At 67.5% G+C, this 16,292-nt stretch carries 14 protein-coding genes and 2 pseudogenes; 10 read left to right on the top strand and 6 right to left on the bottom strand.

Going from position 1 to position 16,292, the window contains the following annotated elements; all coding sequences use genetic code 11:
• Window positions 1-55: 55 nt before the first annotated feature.
• Window positions 56-397, bottom strand: a complete 342-nt coding sequence (locus tag OR16_RS44140; protein ID WP_006160254.1) for a hypothetical protein — start codon at window positions 395-397, stop codon at window positions 56-58.
• A 202-nt stretch (window positions 398-599) separates the two neighbouring features.
• Between OR16_RS44140 and OR16_RS22540 the strand changes: the two genes are divergently transcribed.
• Both OR16_RS22540 and OR16_RS22535 read left to right on the top strand, forming a co-directional pair.
• Window positions 600-1,058 (top strand): (2Fe-2S)-binding protein, encoded by a 459-nt coding sequence (locus tag OR16_RS22540; RefSeq protein WP_006160253.1) that lies wholly within the window; start codon window positions 600-602, stop codon window positions 1,056-1,058.
• Between the two features lie 12 nt (window positions 1,059-1,070).
• Window positions 1,071-3,319, top strand: a pseudogene (locus tag OR16_RS22535) (molybdopterin cofactor-binding domain-containing protein).
• A gap of 9 nt (window positions 3,320-3,328) precedes the next feature.
• Here the strand turns inward: OR16_RS22535 and OR16_RS22530 are convergent.
• Together OR16_RS22530 and OR16_RS22525 are read right to left on the bottom strand one after the other, a co-directional pair.
• A complete protein-coding gene (locus OR16_RS22530; RefSeq protein WP_006160252.1) occupies window positions 3,329-4,210 on the bottom strand; it encodes an anti-sigma factor family protein in 882 nt (293 codons plus the stop codon).
• A complete protein-coding gene (locus OR16_RS22525; RefSeq protein WP_006160251.1) occupies window positions 4,197-4,895 on the bottom strand; it encodes an RNA polymerase sigma factor in 699 nt (232 codons plus the stop codon). The genes OR16_RS22530 and OR16_RS22525 overlap by 14 nt, the downstream gene beginning before the upstream one ends.
• A 240-nt stretch (window positions 4,896-5,135) precedes the next feature.
• Between OR16_RS22525 and OR16_RS22520 the strand changes: the two are divergent.
• Window positions 5,136-5,997 (top strand): annotated as a pseudogene (locus tag OR16_RS22520) (metallophosphoesterase family protein).
• A gap of 67 nt (window positions 5,998-6,064) precedes the next feature.
• Window positions 6,065-6,439, top strand: coding sequence for a cupredoxin domain-containing protein (locus OR16_RS22515; protein ID WP_006160249.1), 375 nt, complete (start codon window positions 6,065-6,067; stop codon window positions 6,437-6,439).
• A gap of 4 nt (window positions 6,440-6,443) precedes the next feature.
• On the opposite strand, the gene OR16_RS22510 is transcribed toward OR16_RS22515, so the two are convergent.
• From OR16_RS22510 to OR16_RS22500, 3 genes are read right to left on the bottom strand one after another with little or no spacing between them, the layout of a single operon-like run.
• Entirely contained in the window at window positions 6,444-9,647 is a 3,204-nt protein-coding gene (locus OR16_RS22510; protein ID WP_006160248.1) for an efflux RND transporter permease subunit, read from the bottom strand.
• A complete protein-coding gene (locus OR16_RS22505; protein WP_006160247.1) occupies window positions 9,644-10,876 on the bottom strand; it encodes an efflux RND transporter periplasmic adaptor subunit in 1,233 nt (410 codons plus the stop codon). The genes OR16_RS22510 and OR16_RS22505 overlap by 4 nt, the downstream gene beginning before the upstream one ends.
• Before the next feature lie 56 nt (window positions 10,877-10,932).
• Entirely contained in the window at window positions 10,933-12,366 is a 1,434-nt protein-coding gene (locus tag OR16_RS22500; RefSeq protein ID WP_043420700.1) for an efflux transporter outer membrane subunit, read from the bottom strand.
• Between the two features lie 592 nt (window positions 12,367-12,958).
• Between OR16_RS22500 and OR16_RS22495 the strand changes: the two genes are divergently transcribed.
• The 6 genes from OR16_RS22495 (at window position 12,959) to OR16_RS22475 (ending at window position 16,192) form a co-directional block, all read left to right on the top strand.
• Complete coding sequence (locus OR16_RS22495; protein ID WP_006160245.1) at window positions 12,959-13,243, top strand: ArsR/SmtB family transcription factor; 285 nt, start codon at window positions 12,959-12,961, stop codon at window positions 13,241-13,243.
• A 114-nt stretch (window positions 13,244-13,357) separates the two neighbouring features.
• Window positions 13,358-13,966, top strand: a complete 609-nt coding sequence (locus OR16_RS22490) for a 2OG-Fe(II) oxygenase (protein ID WP_006160244.1) — start codon at window positions 13,358-13,360, stop codon at window positions 13,964-13,966.
• Window positions 13,967-13,997: 31 nt separating this feature from the next.
• Window positions 13,998-14,720, top strand: a complete 723-nt coding sequence (locus tag OR16_RS22485; protein ID WP_006160243.1) for a Crp/Fnr family transcriptional regulator — start codon at window positions 13,998-14,000, stop codon at window positions 14,718-14,720.
• Between the two features lie 219 nt (window positions 14,721-14,939).
• Complete coding sequence (locus OR16_RS22480; RefSeq protein ID WP_006160242.1) at window positions 14,940-15,374, top strand: hypothetical protein; 435 nt, start codon at window positions 14,940-14,942, stop codon at window positions 15,372-15,374.
• A gap of 117 nt (window positions 15,375-15,491) precedes the next feature.
• Entirely contained in the window at window positions 15,492-15,776 is a 285-nt protein-coding gene (locus OR16_RS43620; RefSeq protein WP_141639902.1) for a hypothetical protein, read from the top strand.
• Window positions 15,777-15,976: 200 nt separating this feature from the next.
• Window positions 15,977-16,192 (top strand): hypothetical protein, encoded by a 216-nt coding sequence (locus OR16_RS22475; protein ID WP_006160241.1) that lies wholly within the window; start codon window positions 15,977-15,979, stop codon window positions 16,190-16,192.
• The last annotated feature ends 100 nt before the right edge of the window (window positions 16,193-16,292 follow it).

Raw genomic sequence — 16,292 nt, 5'->3', positions numbered from 1 at the left:
GGCCAGTCCGGGGCCATGGCGCGTGGCTTCCTGCCGTCCAGGGCTTACAGGCGTTTCAGGCTTTGCCCCGCTGAGGAGGGGTAACGGCGCAAATGCCGTCAAGGCCTTGGCCTTCGCCCGGCTTCTGGACGGGCGGTGACGACGCTGCGCGCGCCGATGATTTGGCCAGCTTGGCGGCAACCTGCGCTTTACCCGGGAACTGGCGCCTGCGGGCGCGGCAGCCGTAGTGGTCGGTACCGACTTCGCGACTGTGGCGGCGGACGGCCGGCCGCAATGCATGACGGGCTTTATCGACCGCGCGCCAGAAGGCGTGGCCTGATGCCACCCGGGCGCGGCGCGCTGCCACGCGCCTGCCCGCGGCCATGACCGGCGCCTCCACCCAGCGATGCAGCAGCATGGCGAGGCCAGGCGCCAAGTTCGCCGGTCTGGTGGTGCTGCACGCGACTGACCTTTTTGCTCTATGCTCAGAAGGTTTTACGGCGTGCGCACCGCAGCTGGGCTGCACGCCGCTGACCGGCCGCCGGCGGCGGCGCGGCGGATCGAACCGCTGCGCCATGCCGGAGGCGGACCAGGGCAAACAGACCCAAGGAGCTTCCCCCATGACCACGCTAGACATCAACGGCAAGCCGTTGCAGGTAGACGTTGATCCTTCCACGCCCCTGCTGTGGGCGTTACGCGACAGCCTTGGCATGACCGGCACCAAGTTCGGCTGCGGCATGGCCGCATGCGGCGCGTGCACCGTGCATGTGAACGGCCAGGCCACGCGAAGTTGCGTGACGCCGGTCTCGGCGGCGCAAGGCGCGCGCGTCACCACCATCGAAGGCGTCAATGGCGACAAGGTTGGCCGCGCGGTGCTCGACGCCTGGATCAAGCACGATGTGGCGCAGTGCGGCTATTGCCAGAACGGCCAGGTAATGAGCGCCGTCGGGCTGTTGCGCAGCAAGAAGCACCCAAGCGATGCCGACATCGACCAGGCCATGGCCGGCAATATCTGCCGCTGCGGCACCTACCAGCGCATCCGCGCGGCCATCAAGGACGCGGCGCGCGCGCTGGCTTAAGGGGACGACACCATGCGAATCAGATACCTCGAAGCGCTGGCCGGCGGCAACCACCGGCACGCGGACTCCGGCGTCGGCGCCGCCATGCTGGACCGCCGCGCTTTTCTCAAATTGACCGGCTTTGCCGGCGGCGGCCTGGCGCTCGGCATCCTGCCGGCACAGGCGGCGCTGGCGCAGGAAGGCGCGGCGCCCAAGGCCCCGCCTTCACCGCCGCAGGCATTCCTGCTGATCGCGCCGGACAACACCGTCACCGTAGCGGTCAACCGGCTCGAGTTTGGCCAGGGCGTGCATACGGCGCTGCCTATGGCGCTAGCGGAAGAGCTCGACGTGGACTGGCGCAACGTGCGCGCCACGCTCGCGCCCGCCGGCGACGCGTACAAGGATCCCGCCTTCGGCATGCAGATGACGGGAGGCTCCAGCGCGCTCAACCACTCTTTCCAGCAATACCGCGAGCTGGGCGCGCGCGCCCGCGCCATGCTGGTTTCCGCCGCGGCCACCCAGTGGTGGCAGGTCGATCCGTCGAGCTGCCAGGTGGCGCTGGGCGTGGTCACCTCCGGCAGCCATCGCGCCACTTTTGGCGAGCTGGCCCAGGCCGCCATGGCGTTGCCGGTGCCGCAGCAGGTAACGCTCAAGAACCCGGCGCAGTTCAAGCTCATCGGCAAGCCGACGCGCCGGCTGGACGCGCGCGGCAAGCTGGATGCCACCACCGCCTTCGGCATCGACGTGCGTCTCAATGACATGGTAGTGGCCGTGGTGGCACGCCCGCCGCGCTTTGGCGGCAAGGTGAAATCCTTTAACGCCGACAAGGCGCGCGCCATCAAGGGCGTGGCCGACGTGATGCTGGTCCCGGTCGATCGCGGCGGCACCGGCGTGGCGGTGGTGGCCGATGGCTACTGGCCGGCCAAGCAGGCGCGCGACGCGTTGGAGATCCAATGGGAAGACAGCGGCTCCAGCGTCTCCACCAAGGACCTGTTCGCGCAGTACAAGACGCTGGCCGCGCAACCCGGCACGGTCGCGGTGCAGGCCGACCTGGGCGCCATGTCCGCCGCTGCGCGCACCATTTCGGCGGACTACGAGTTCCCCTACCTGGCGCATGCGCCGATGGAGCCGCTGAACTGTACCTTGCAGGCCGAGGTGTCGGGCAAGGCGGTGCAGAGCGTGAAGGTATGGGTGGGCTCGCAGTTCCAGACCGTGGACCAGGCCGCCATCGGGCGCGTGCTTGGGCTGCCGCCGGCCAAGGTCACGCTCAATACCATGATGGCGGGCGGCGGGTTTGGCCGGCGCGCCGTGCCCACTTCCGACTACCTGGTCGAAGCGGCCAACGTGCTGCTGGCCTGGGTCAAGAACGGGCATGACCAGCCGCTCAAGGTGATGTGGAGCCGCGAGGACGATATCCGTGGCGGCTACTACCGGCCGCTGCATGTGCACGCGCGCGCATCGGCACCGATGCGAAGGGGCAGGTGCTTGGCTGGCAGCACACCGTCGTCGGGCAGTCCATCCTCTCCGGCACGCCGTTCGAGGCGTTCATGGTCAAGGGCGGCGTGGACTCGACCATGGTCGAAGGGATCGCCGAGAACGACTACGGCTTCCCGCTGCAACTATCGGTGCATCACCCAAAGGTAGATGTGCCGGTGTTGTGGTGGCGCTCGGTGGGCAACACGCACACCGCCTTCGTCAAGGAAACGCTGGTGGATGAAGTGGCCGCGAATGCCAGGCAGGATCCGGTGGCGTACCGACTTGCGCGGCTGGACGCGGGCAAGCACGCGCGCCATCGCGCCGCGCTGCAACTGGCGGTGGACAAGTCCGGCTACGGCAAGCGCAAGTTGCCCAAGGGCCAGGCCTGGGGCGTGGCGGTGCACGAGTCGTTCGGCACGGTGGTGGCCTATGTGGTGGAAGTGTCGCTGGTGAAAAACGAGCCACATGTGCATCGCGTGACGGCCGGGGTGCATGCCAACCGCGTGGTCAATCCCATGTCGGCCGAGGCGCAGGTGCAGGGTGCGTGCGTGTTCGGGCTGGCGATGACGCGGCCGGGCTTTGCCATCGAGATCGAGAACGGCGTGGTGAAGAACAGCAACTTTCCCGACTATCCGCCGCCGCGCATCACCGATGCGCCGGTGGTGGATGTGTTCTTCGTGCCCTCCGAGGATCCGCCCACCGGCCTGGGCGAGCCGGGCGTACCGGCCATTGCGCCGGCGGTGGCCAACGCGCTGTTCACGCTTACCGGCAAGCGCCAGCGGCAGTTGCCGTTTGTGCTGGCCTGAGCCCTGGGCTCAGGGCGCGCGGTTGTCGCCGGCCGCGCGCCAGGCCTGCGTGAAGCGCAGCAGGTCGTCGGCCGAGGCATCGGTGATGGCCGCGTAGCGCATGCCGTCCGACTCCCAGATCGCCAACTGGTAGCCTTGGCGCGCCTCGATCCGCGCTGGTGCCTGGCTGTGGCCGGGGCCGACGGCTGGCTTGCTGTCCGGCTCGTCGGCCGTGCGCGGTGGCAGCACGAACACATCGATGGGGTGCTGGTTGCGGCGGTAGACCAGCACCGCCACCAGTCGCCCATGCACATAGTCGAGCCGTCCCCCGACCAGCGGGAACCCTTGCGGCGCAAGTTCGCGTACCGACGGCGCGTAGTCGATCCGGCCATTGAACCAGGGTTTGACGGTGTGGCGGTCCGACGAGGCGACATCGATTGTGTGCCCCGAGAGCAGCGCGCGCACGTGGCTGCTTACCATCTCGCCTTCCACCGTCGGCCCGGAGCCATCGCTCAGCGCGTACTGGACCATGCCGACGCCCAGCGTCGCCACCGTCAGCGCTGCCATGGCGGCATTGGCGGCCGGGCCCCATTCGAAATAGCGCCGCATCCGCTGCCACCATGCGCCACCGCTGCCGGAAGGCGCCGCCGCCACGCCGAAGCCAGCCGCCTGCTGCGCCGGCGCGGCCTGGGCGGCATCCAGCGCTGTGATCAGCCGCGCGCGCAGGGCCGGGCCGGCGCGATGGTAGGGCGCATGCGCGCGCAATACGGTGCGCAGTTCGCGCAGGTGCGCGAGCTGCGCGGTACAGGCCGCGCATTGCGTCAGGTGCTGTTCAAGGCGCAAAGCGTCGCCCGCGCCGAGCTCGCCGTCAGCACTGGCCTGCAGCAACAGCCGGGCGTCATTGCAGTTCATGGCCTGTCTCCCCGGCAGGTTGTGGCGGCGTGGCGTGGATGGCGGTCGCCGCGGCGGCCCTGCTCGTTGCCGGTTCGGCGGATAGGGTGCCTGCCGCGCCGAGGTCGGCGCCGCCATGGGTGCTGGCGCCGCGCGTGCCCTCCGCGCGCAAGGCGAGCACCGCCGCCGCCAGCAGCTTGCGCGCGCGTGCCAGCCGCGACATCACGGTGCCCAGCGGGATCTGGGCGATGACAGCGATGTCGCGATAGGGCAGGTCTTCCAGCTCACGCAGCACCAGCACCTCCCGAAAGGCCAGCGGCAGGCGCTCCAGCGCCACATGCAGCAACCGGACATCCTCGGCACGCAACAGCCATTGCTCCGGGCTGTCGCCGTGGCCATCCTGCCAGCCTGGCAGCGTCTCGCCATCGAAATGTGCGTCGTCGTAGCCGGCGCTTTCGGCCTGGCCCGGCTGATGCCGCTTGCGCCAGGCGGTGAACCACGTGTTGCGCACGATCGCCAGCAGCCACGCGCGTGGCTGGTCGCCCCGGAAGCTGTCAAAAAAGCAGAAAGCCCGCAGGCAGGCTTCCTGCACCACGTCATCCGCCTCCACGGGGTTGCCCGACAGCCAGCGGGCCAGGTTGTAGGCGGCGTCGAGGTGCGGAAGCACCAGATCGTCGAAACGGCGGCGCTGGTCGGCAGCGTTCACGTCACTCCTTTGGCTCGGTGCCCGGGTTTGGCGCAGCGCGCGCCACTCCCGTTCATCCCGTCTCTGCCGCGTATACCGGAAATGCGTTGAGTTTATTCCCGAATCCCACCGCCACCACGTAAAAAAAATATCGCCGGCAACGGGAATAAACGCGGCGCCGCGCCGGTATGACAGGCAGGTTCCCAGCAACCTGATCGATCCGGTCGATCCGGTCGATGCGATCAACCAATGGAGCTCAATATGAAGCGAGCATGGAAGCGGCGCGATTTTCTCGGGCTCGCCGCCTGCGCCGGCGGTGCGGTGTTTGTGTCGGCTCTGCCCGGATGGGCCGCCGGGCGCGACGAAGCGTTCTACTTTGTCCAACTCTCTGACGCTCACTGGGGCTTCCAGGGCCCAGCCAATCCCGACGCGCGCGGCACCTTGCCCAAGGCGGTGGCGGCGGTCAACGCACTGGCCGAGCCGCCGGATTTCCTGATGTTCACCGGCGACCTGACGCAAACCACCGATGACCCCGCCGAGCGCCGCCGGCGCATGCGTGAGTTCCAGTCGATCATCGCCGCGCTCAAGGTGCCGGTCGTGCACCTGATGCCGGGCGAGCACGACGCCAGCCTGGACCAGGGCGCTGCCTATCGCGAACTGTTCGGTCCCACGCACTATGTGTTCGACCACAAGGGCGTGCACTTCATTGTGCTCCGGACGGGTGGGCGAAGCGCAGCTCGACTGGCTCGCCGCGGACCTTGCGCAGCAGCCGCAGTCGGCGCGCATCGTGGTGTTCACGCACCGTCCGCTGTTCGATCTCTATCCGCAGTGGGACTGGGCCACGCGAGACGGTGCGCAGGTCATCGAGCGCCTGATGCCGCATCCCAATGTGACGGTGTTCTACGGGCATATCCACCAGGAACATCACCACATGACCGGGCATATCGCGCACCACGCGGCGCGTTCGCTGATGTTCCCGTTGCCGGCGCCGGGGTCGCAGGCACAGCGCTTGCCGGTGCCGTGGGATCCCGCGCAGCCCTATCGGGGATTGGGCTGGAGGGAAGTGCAGGCGGGCAGGGCGTCGGGGGATTTCGGGATCGACGAGAAGCCTGTCAATGCTTGATTGAGCAGATCGTGCCGTGTCGCTTTGGACTCGCCGAACTCGCTGAACTCGCTATGAGGAGTTGGTCATGTCAGTAATCGGACGGGAAGGATTCAGCCGCAGGCGGGCGCTGTGCTGCCTGCTGGCGCTGGCGGGCGGGACGCCACTGTTGCAAAGCGCGGCCGCCGCGCCGCGGGTGATCAAGGTGCATGCGCGGAAGTTTGTCTTCACCCCGAACCGGATTGCGCTGCGGGTTGGGGAGCCGGTGGTGTTCGAGCTGACCGCGCAGGATGTGATCATGGGGTTTAGCGTGCCGGATCTCGGGATTCGGGAGGATTTGCCGCCCGGCAAGGTGGTGCGGGTTTCGGCCTTGCCAAAGGCGGCTGGCAGCTTTGCGTTCTTGTGCGATATTTTTTGTGGGTCCGGGCATGAGACGATGAACGGGGTGATTGAGGTTAGTTGAACCTTCAGTCTCCTTCTCCGGCAGCCAGCACGCGCCGGCTCTCGCGTTCGGCCTGCGTGCGGCGCGCGTGCTCGCGGCCTTCACGCCGTGCCTGCCGCCGTTCCTTGCGCTTCATATACCAATAGTGCGCGCGATCCAGGTAGAGATACACCACGGGCGTGGTGAACAGCGTCAGCGCTTGCGAGAGCACCAGTCCTCCCACCATCGCAAAGCCCAATGGCCGCCGCAGCTCCGAGCCAGCGCCGTGCCCGAGCATCAACGGCAATCCGGACAATAGCGCGCACATGGTGGTCATCATGATCGGCCGGAAGCGCAGCAGGCACGCCTGGTAGATCGCCTCTTCCGGTTTCATGCCGTGGTCGCGTTCGGCGGTGAGCGCGAAGTCGACCATCATGATGCCGTTTTTCTTGACGATGCCGATCAGCAGGATGATGCCGATCAGCGCGATCACGCTGAGGTCATAGCCACCGGCCAGCAGGATCAGCAGCGCGCCTACGCCGGCGGAGGGCAGGGTGGAGAGGATGGTGAGCGGGTGGATATAGCTTTCGTACAGCAGCCCCAGCACGATATACACGGCGACCAGCGCGGCGGCGATCAGGTAGGGCTGGGAGGCAAGCGAGGCGCCAAAGGCCTGTGCCGTGCCCTGGAAGGAGCCGGAGAGCGTTTGCGGGCGGCCCATGCCGGACAGGGTGCTGTTGATGGCCTTGACGGCATCGCCCAGCGCCACGCCCTTGGCCAGGTTGAATGAGATCGTGACAGCGGGGAATTGCCCCTGGTGGCTGATCGACAGATAGGCGGTGCTGTCGGTGTCGATCTTGACGAACGCGGACAACGGCACTTGCTCGCCGCTCAGCGGCGAGGTCACGTACAGCTTGCTGAACAAGCGCGGGTCGTCCTGCAGCGCGGGCGTGGCTTCCAGGATCACGTGGTAGCTGTTGATCTGGGTGAAGTACTGCGCGACCTGGCGCTGCCCGATCGCGTCGTACAGCGTGGCGTCGATCAGCGCGGGGGTGATGCCGAAGCTCGAGGCGCGCGCGCGGTCGATCGTCAGGCGCGCCGCGGCGGCGGCGTTCTGCTGGTCGGATGCCACGTCGGCGAGCTGGGGCAGGGCGCGCAGGCGCTCCAGGATGCGCGGCGCCCACTGGTTGAGCTCGTCCAGGTTGGGGTCCATCAGCGTGTACTGGTACTGCGTGCGCGACAGCCGCCCGCCCACGTTGATGTCCTGCCCGGCCTGCAGGAACAGGTTGGCGCCTTGCACCTGCGCCAGCTTGGGCCGCAGCCGGGCGATCACTTCGTCGGCGCTGGCGGTGCGGCCCTGGTCCTTGGGACGCAGGCTGATGAAGAAATTGCCGGTGTTGATGGTGTTCTGCCCGCCGGTCATGCCAATCGCGGCGACGTCGGGATCGGCGCGCACGATATCGGCAAGCTGCACCATGCGCGCGTTCATCGACTTGAACGACGCATCCTGCGCGGACTCCGCGATGCCGAACATAAAGCCGGTGTCCTGCTGCGGAAAGAAGCCCTTGGGTATGTAGATGAACAACGCCACCGTGGTGGCGACCGTGGCGATAAACACGCACAGGGTGAAGAACTGGTGACGCATCACCACGTCCAGCCCGCGCTTGTAGCCCGACAGCATGGTGTCAAAGCCATGTTCGAACCACTGGTAGATGCGGCCGTGATGATGGCCGCGCGGCGGGGTCAGGTAGCGCGAGCACAGCATCGGCGTCAGCGTCAGCGAGACCACTACCGAGACCACGATGGTGAGCGTGACGGTCACGGCGAACTCGCGGAACAACCGCCCCACGATGCCGCCCATCAGCAGCAGCGGGATAAAGACCGCCACCAGCGAGACCGAGATCGACACGATGGTGAAGCTGATTTCGGCGGCGCCCTTGAGCGCGGCTTCCATGGGCTCCATGCCGTCTTCCACGTGGCGATAGATGTTCTCGAGCATCACGATGGCATCGTCCACCACGAAGCCCACCGCAATGGTGAGCGCCATCAGCGACAGGTTGTCGCGGCTGTAGCCCAGCAGGTACATGCCGCCGGCGGTGCCCATCAGCGCCAGCGGCACGGTCACACTGGGTATCACCGTGGCCGCCACGTTGCGCAGGAACACGAAGATGATCATCACCACCAGCGCGATGGTGAGCACCAGCGTGAACTCCACGTCGGCCACCGAGGCGCGGATGGTCTGGGTGCGGTCGGCCAGCGTATTGACGTTGACGGTGGGCGGGATCGCGGCCTGCAGGCGCGGCAGCGCGGCGCGGATGCGATCCACCGTCTCGATCACGTTGGCGCCCGGCTGCTTGGTGATGGCCAGGATGATCGCGCGCCCGTTGTGGAAGGTGTTGTCCGCCGGCGCGGCGGCGCCGGCAAAGCCCCAGCCCGCCAGCTTGGCGTTCTCGGGCCCGTCGACCGCCGCGCCAACATCGCGCACGCGCACCGGCGCGCCGTTGCGGTAGGCCAGCACCATGTCGTTCCACACTGCCGCCTTGGTGATCTGGTCGTTGGTGTAGACGTTGAAGGCCTTGCTGGCGCCATCGGTGCTGCCGGTGGGCTGGTTGACGGTGGTGGCGGCGATCACGCCGCGCAGGTCTTCCAGGCTCATGCCCATGGCCGAGAGCTTCTGCGGATCCACCTGGATGCGCACCGAGGGCTTTTGCTGGCCGCCGATATTGACCAGCCCCACGCCGGAGATCTGCGAGATCTGCTGCGCCAGCACGTTGTCGGCGAAGTCGTTGACCTCGGTCAGCGGCAGCGTGTCGGACTGTACCGCCAGGACCAGGATCGGCGAGTCCGCAGGGTTGATCTTGCGGAAGGTCGGCGGCGTTGGCAGGCCGCTCGGCAATTGCCCGCTGGCGGCGTTGATGGCGGCCTGCACATCCACGGCGGCCGCGTCGATGCTGCGGTTGAGGTCGAACTGCAGCGTGATCTGGGCGTTGCCTTGCGCGCTGGTCGACGTCATCTGCGTGAGTCCGGCGATCAGTGAGAACTGGCGCTCCAGCGGCTGGGCCACGTTCGACGCCATGGTCTCCGGACTGGCACCGGGCAGATTCGCCGACACCTGGATGGTGGGGAAATCCACCTGCGGCAGCGGCGCGATAGGCAGCAGCGGCCACGCGGCCACGCCGACCAGCAGCAGGGCCAGCGCCAGCAGCGAGGTGCCGATCGGGCGCTTGATGAAGGTCGCCGAGATGCTCATGGCCGTGCGTTCCCGGCGCGGGGTGCCGGAGCGCCGGCGGCCGGCGCGGAAGCGTGCGCGGCACCGGCATCCGCCACGGTGGTGGTTGCGGTCGTCTCGTTCACGCGGGTGCCGGGCTTGAGTTTGTATTGCCCGTCCACCACTACCCGCTCGTTGGCCGCAAGCCCCTTGGCCACGACGGCCTTGGCGTCCTGGATTTCCGCCACCTCGATCGGCCGGGACGCAACCGTATGGTCCGCCTGCACCACATAGACATAGGTGCCGGTCTGGCCGCGTTGCACGGCGGCGGCGGGGATGGTCAGCGCCTGGTCGCGCGCGCCGAGCACCAGCCGCGCATTGACGTACTGGCCTGGCCACAGCGTATGCGAGGGATTGGGAAAGCGCCCTTTCAGCTGGATGGTGCCGGAGGTGGTGTCGATGGTGTTGTTGAGCAGGATCAGCTTGCCTTGTCCCAGCAACTGGCCGCTGGCGCGCTCGCTGGCCTCGACCGCGAGCGGGGTGCCGCTGGCCTGGATGGCCCGGTTGATGCGCTGGAATTCGCCGTCGGGCAGCGTGAACACCACGTCGATCGGGTCGACCTGGCGGATCACCACCAGGCCGTTGGCGTCGGCGGCGTGGACGATGTTGCCCGGATCCACCAGGCGCGCGCCAACGCGCCCGGACAGCGGCGCAGTGATGGTGGTGTAGTCGAGCTGCACGCGGGCGACGTTGACCAGGGCTTCATCGGTCTTCACCGCCGCGGCCAGCTGCGCCACCTGCGCGCGCTGGGTATCCAGCGTTTGCTGTGTAGTGGCGTTTTCCTTGATGAGGCCCTCGTAACGCTGCAGGTCAAGGCGCGCGTTGGCTAGCTGTGCTTCGTCGCGCGATTTTTGCGCCATGGCTTGCTGCAGTTGCGCCTGGAACGTGCGCGGGTCGATCTGCGCCAGCAATTGCCCGGCCTTGACGTCCTGGCCTTCGACAAAGCCGACGCGGTCGAGCTGGCCATCCACGCGCGGCTTGACCGTTACCGTGGCCATCGCCTGCACCGTGCCGACGCCAGCCAGGCCGATCGGCACGTCCTCGCGTTTCACCTGCGCGCTGGTCACGGAGACCGCCGGCGCCGGCGGCGCTGCGCTGCGCGGCGCCACCATGCGCTTGAGCGGGCCGATGGCGAACCACACCACGGCCGCCAGCACGAGCACGGCCAGGCCGATCAGGACAGGATTGCGGCGGGAGGACTGGGACGCCATGGATTGCCTTGGAAGTGGTCTGCCGATGTAGATAGGAGGATCAGGGGGTCGTCGGCTCAGGGTTGCGCCAGCGCATCGCTTTGCCAGCCGCCGCCGATCGCCTTGACCAGCGCCACGCTGGCTGCAAGCTCCCGGCCACGCAACTGGATCGCGGTCCGTTCGTTAGACAAGGAAAGGGCCTGTGCCGTTACCACCCCGAGGTAGGAAGCGGTGCCGGCACGGTATTGCGCCAGGCTCACGCGTTCCGCCACGCGGGCGGCATCTACCGCATGGTCCTGCACCGCCACTTCCTGGTCGAGCACGCGCAGCGCCGAGAGGCTGTCTTCCACCTCTTGCATGCCGCTTAGCACGGTTTGCCGGTACGCCGCGACAGCCCCGTCGTAGGCCGCCACGGCCTGGTCGTTCTGCGCGTTGCGCAGCCCACCGTCGAAGATGGTCCCGGCCAGCGCCGCACCCAGTGACCACACCCGGCCTGGCGGCCCGAACCAGTTGGCCAGGCTGCCGCTGCTGGCGCCGCCCACCGCCGAGAGCACCAGCGAGGGAAAGTATGCGGCGCGCGCCACGCCGATATTGGCATTGGCCGCCGCCATGCGGCGCTCGGCCGCCGAGATGTCGGGGCGGCGTTCCAGCAGTGCCGAGGGCAGCCCCGGCGGCACCGCCAGCGGGCGCATCGTGAACGCCTCGGGCGCCAGCGTGAACTCGGCGGGGGCGCGCCCCAGCAGCACGGCGATGGCATGCTCGAGCTGGTTGCGCTGCACGTCCAGGTCGATTGCCTGCGCTTGCGCCGAGTTCAGCGTGACCTGCGCCAGCGCCACGTCGCCCGCAGTGGCCACGCCTGCGCGGAACTGGCTCTGGGTCAGCTTGAGGGAGTCCTCGTAGGCGGCCAGCGTGCGCGCATAGAGCGTCTTGAGCACATCGGTGACGCGCAACTGGATATAGTCCTGCACCAGCTCGCCCTGGATCGTCAGGCGCGCGGCGGCGAGGTCGGCGGCGCTGGCCTGCGCGTTGTCGCGAGCCGCTTCGATGCTGCGCCGCACCTGGCCCCACAGGTCGATTTCCCAGCTGGCATCGAGGTTGGCCGAGTGGGTGTTGGACACCGTCTGGATGCCCAGCGCGTTGGTACGCGCGCGTCCCACCGCCACGCCGGCGCCGAGCGTGGGAAACAAGGCGGAGCGCGCCGCCTGCGCCAGCGCGCGGGATTGGCGGTACTGGGCCTCGGCCTGGCGCAGGCTCTGGTTGGCCGCGTTGGCCTGCACCACCAGATCATTCAGGCGGGCATCGTCAAAGCCCGCCCACCACGCCTGGGTCAAGTCCACCGGGCGGGGCTCGGCGACCTTCCATTGGTGATCGTCCGGCACGGCTTCGCGATATGTGGCGGGGGTCTCGACCGGGGGGCGCTGGTAGTCCGGCCCGACTGCGCAGCCGCCCATCCAGGCAGACGCCAGGACGATGCAGAACAGGCGCGGCGAGAGCAAGCGCGCGGCGTTCATGAATGCGGGATGCAAGCGATAGTCATGACGGACTTTCGTGAAGCGATGCTGATGGTTGTCGTTTCCTGCCCGGGCTGGCGGCTTGGTTTGCGCGCGTATGTCCACCGCCGGCGCGGCGTAGCGCAGGCTGGTCATATGGCAAGGATAGTGCGGCGCGGGAATGTGTGGAACGCGCTGCGCATTACCGAATATTTCACCGGCTTACGCCGATGTGCGGAGCGGCGCCACGGGTCGCGCCGGCAAGTGAAGCGCGAAATACATCCACGCATGCGGCACGCGGCGGGCGCGCGTGCCTGTCACGGAATCTTGCTGCGGTGGATGCCGGGTTGTGCGGCGCGGCGAAGGGCTAGCGAGCGCCTGCGCCGCAGGGGACGCCCCGGCACCGCGCGTGCAGCCAAGGGCGGGTCCCCGCACCCTGTTGTAATCTTGTGTAATTGTGCGCCAGCGAGCCCCGGCGGGTTGCATTCGCTGCGCCTGCCGCGTAGAAAGTAGGTGTCAGGCGGTCGCGGCGGGAGGGCTGCGGCAATCCGTACGGCCAGCCGACGCATATATAACGACACGACATCTGGACGACAAGCGGGAAAGCGTGGCCATGGAGACCGATCAAGAAAGCACACTGACGTACGCGCTGCTGACAGTGCCAGCGCGCGCCGCCATCTGCCGCGCGCTGCTGGAAGCGGGCGAAGCCGGCATGCCGGCGTTCGACCTGGCCGGCGTCGCCGGGCTGAGCCTGCCGCGCGCCAGCCACCATTTCAACGAACTGATGCAGGCCGATTTGCTGACCCTGGTCGTGCGCGACCGGCAGGTGATCTATGTGCTCAAGGCCCGCCGCGCGGTGAGCATTGCGCTGGAGTACCTGGACAGCAGCGGGTTGTAGGCCGGCAGGGCTGCCCGCCCGGCTGTTAAACTGTGCGCCCGCGCGCCAAGGGCCTCCTGTTGTCCAGGTGGCCCTTTTCGTTTTGACAATTGCCCAGCACCAAATCTTGCACCCATGTCAGCCCTGGAACGTTTGTTTGTTGCCCTGGAAGCGCAGGACTGGGCCGTCTCCGACGACCTCGTCGACACCACGCTGGCGGCGCGGCTGCATGCCGATAGCCGCGCGGCGTGGGAGGCCGGCCTGTTCCACCCGGCCCGCATCGGGCGGGGCGATGCCACCGCCCGCGACGCGGGCATTCGCGGCGATTCGATCCTGTGGCTCGATGACGCACCCGCCGGCGCGGCCAGGGCAGATTTCCAGGCCTGGGCGGCGGCTTTGCGCGCAGCGTTGAACGAGCGGTACTTCCTGGGCTTGAAGCGGGAGGAATTCCACTTTTCGCACTATCCGGTCGGCACCGCCTACAGGAAGCACGTGGACCAGCATCGCGCGACCCTGCATCGCAAGATCTCGCTGGTGCTCTATCTCAATCCCGAATGGTGCGAGCGAGATGGCGGCGAGCTCGCGCTCTACGGGCAGGACGACGGCGCCACCGAGTTGCACCGCGTGCTGCCGCAGCGCGCGCGGCTGGTGGTGTTTCGCAGCGACCTGGTCCCGCATGAGGTATTGCCCTGCCACAAGACCCGCTGGGCACTGACCGGCTGGTTCCGCACCGATCCGGCCTGAGCGGCATGACCAGCATAACCGGGGCAATGGCATGAGCACACAACCGCGGCCGCACGAAGATGACGCCGCCGCTGGACAGTTCTCGGCCGAGCTCGAAGCCCTGCTCCGGTCGCATGCCATGCGCAGGCAGCTGGCCAAGGGCGAGGTGCTGTTTACCTACGGCTCCAACCCGGACGCGCTTTTTTGCGTCGAGCGCGGCGCCATCAAGGTCAGCAGCACCGCGCAGAACGGGCGCGAGGCGGTGGTCAGCCTGCTGGAGCCCGGGCAATGGTTCGGCGAGGTCTCGCTCTTCATCGACGCGCATCGCGTGTACGACACGCGCGCCGCCGAGGCCAGCGAACTGCTGGTGCTCCCCGCCGCCAGGTTCCATGCGCTCATCGCGCGCGAGCCCCGCTGGCTGATGGAGTTCACGCAACTCATCTGCCGGCGCTACCGCAGCGCGCTGGAGTGGATCGACGAGGTGATCCTGATGCCGTTCCCGGTGCGGCTGGCGCGGCGCCTGCTTGCCGTCGAGCATGCGCACGCGCTGTCCAGCCAGGGCACGCCAGGTGTGCGGAAATCCGCCGCTCCCGCCGCGCTGAAGCTCTCCCAGGAAGACTTGGGCCATATGCTCGGCGTGTCCCGCCAGAGCGTCAACCGCCAGCTCCGGGACTGGGAGAAGCAGGGCGTGCTGCGCCTGGAATACGGCCGTCTCACGCTATCCGACAAGGCGGCGCTGCAGGCCATCGCCAGCGAGTCCGCGCCGGGCGCGTAGCGTCGCGCGAATGAAATAACTGGCGGCTAAGATCCTGGCGGGGCCGGCCGATACTTTTCCCTTCGCGGGGATGGCAGGTTTTTTGACGAAATCCGTGTCCGCCCGGCCCCGCCACGATTGCCGCCCATTGCCGCCTCTCTGCTCTCGCACGCCCGCAAAAATCCACGATATAAACGGTATATACTGTTTTGATACCAGTGGATCAGAACAGGAGGATGCATGGCAACGGCTTCAAATGGGCGTACGCTTACGCCCGCGCCCGCTGCGGCGCAGAAGAAGGCAGCCACCGTGGTGAAACGGCCGGTCACGCGCGCGAAGAAGGCGGAGACGGCAGTCAAGGCTGCCAAGGTCGAAGCGGCAAAGCCCGCGGCTAACGCACCGAAGGCCGAGAAGGTGCAGAAGCCCGCCAAGGCCAAGGTCGTGCGCGACAGCTTCACCATGCCGGAGTGGGACTATGCCAAGCTGGCGGAGCTCAAGCGGCGCTGCCTGAACGGCGGCGCGCACGTGAAGAAGAGTGAATTGCTGCGGGCCGGGCTCAAGATGCTGGAGTCGCTGCCGGAGCGGCAATTGCTGGCCGTCGTGGCCCAGGTCGAGACCGTCAAGACGGGCCGGCCCGCCAGGCGCAAGGCGCGCGGCGCCGCTTCGGGGCAATAGGCCGCGATGCACCTTGCATGTCGCCTGGACGCATCTTGTCCTGCGTGCGCGCCGTACTCTACGGGTTTCATGAATAGTTGATGACAGCCTCAACCATCTGCCGTTTTGGTCGTTAAGATGGGTAATGGCTTAAAAATCCTGAAGCCGGACCGGCACGCTGCCTGCACGCCGGTTCCATGCTTCGTGGAGCCTTCACCGTTTCTTGCCGGCGCCATCGTCAACCGCAGAATGAGTCTCTTCAGGCCGTCTTTCTGGTGCCCGTTTTCCGTGTTCGCCGTCCTCACGGTGCCGCTGGCCGAGCCACCGCGGGAACGGCTGCCGGGCGATACCCTCGCGCGCGCTGAAGCGAATCCGGATGCGCGGCGGGACCTCCTCACCGTGGCCGCGCTCGCTACCCGCTAGTCGGGCATTGCTGCGTGCTCCGACGATCGTTTCGCTGCATTGCAAGGCGATTCGTCACCAGTTATATGTCTGGCAAAGACGCGCAGAATGCCTATAATTTTGATGCATTGCATCAAAATTTCGCGTGCCGCCATCCATTAGCACCGGATCGCGTCCCCGCCTTCGATCAAACTATCAAACTATCAAGACGAGGTCAGTCAATGTTGCCGTGTGAGCGATGCAAGCGCCAGGCCGGCAGGCCAGGACACCTGCCGCCGCACAAGGACCTGGAAGCCGCGCGCGCCAATGCGCAGTCCCAGGACGGCGCCGCCTATGTCTACCATTGCCGCCAGTGCGGCCATACGATGGTGCTGCGCAGCCCCAGCCTGGAGGCGCCCGACTACTGGGTGCTGGAAGACCAGGCGTCCTCCGCTTGACGTTCACGGGATGGCGGCCCGCCCGCGCGCCGGCTATTGTTCCCGCCACACCGCCGTGCCATCATCGCGCAGCCGCCTGTGTGTTGCCTCGCCGCGCTGA

This window comes from Cupriavidus basilensis OR16, from assembly GCF_000243095.1.
Lineage (GTDB): Bacteria > Pseudomonadota > Gammaproteobacteria > Burkholderiales > Burkholderiaceae > Cupriavidus > Cupriavidus basilensis_D.
The sequence above is the reverse complement of the archived record's forward strand: the minus strand, read 5'-3'. Positions and strand labels throughout refer to the sequence as shown.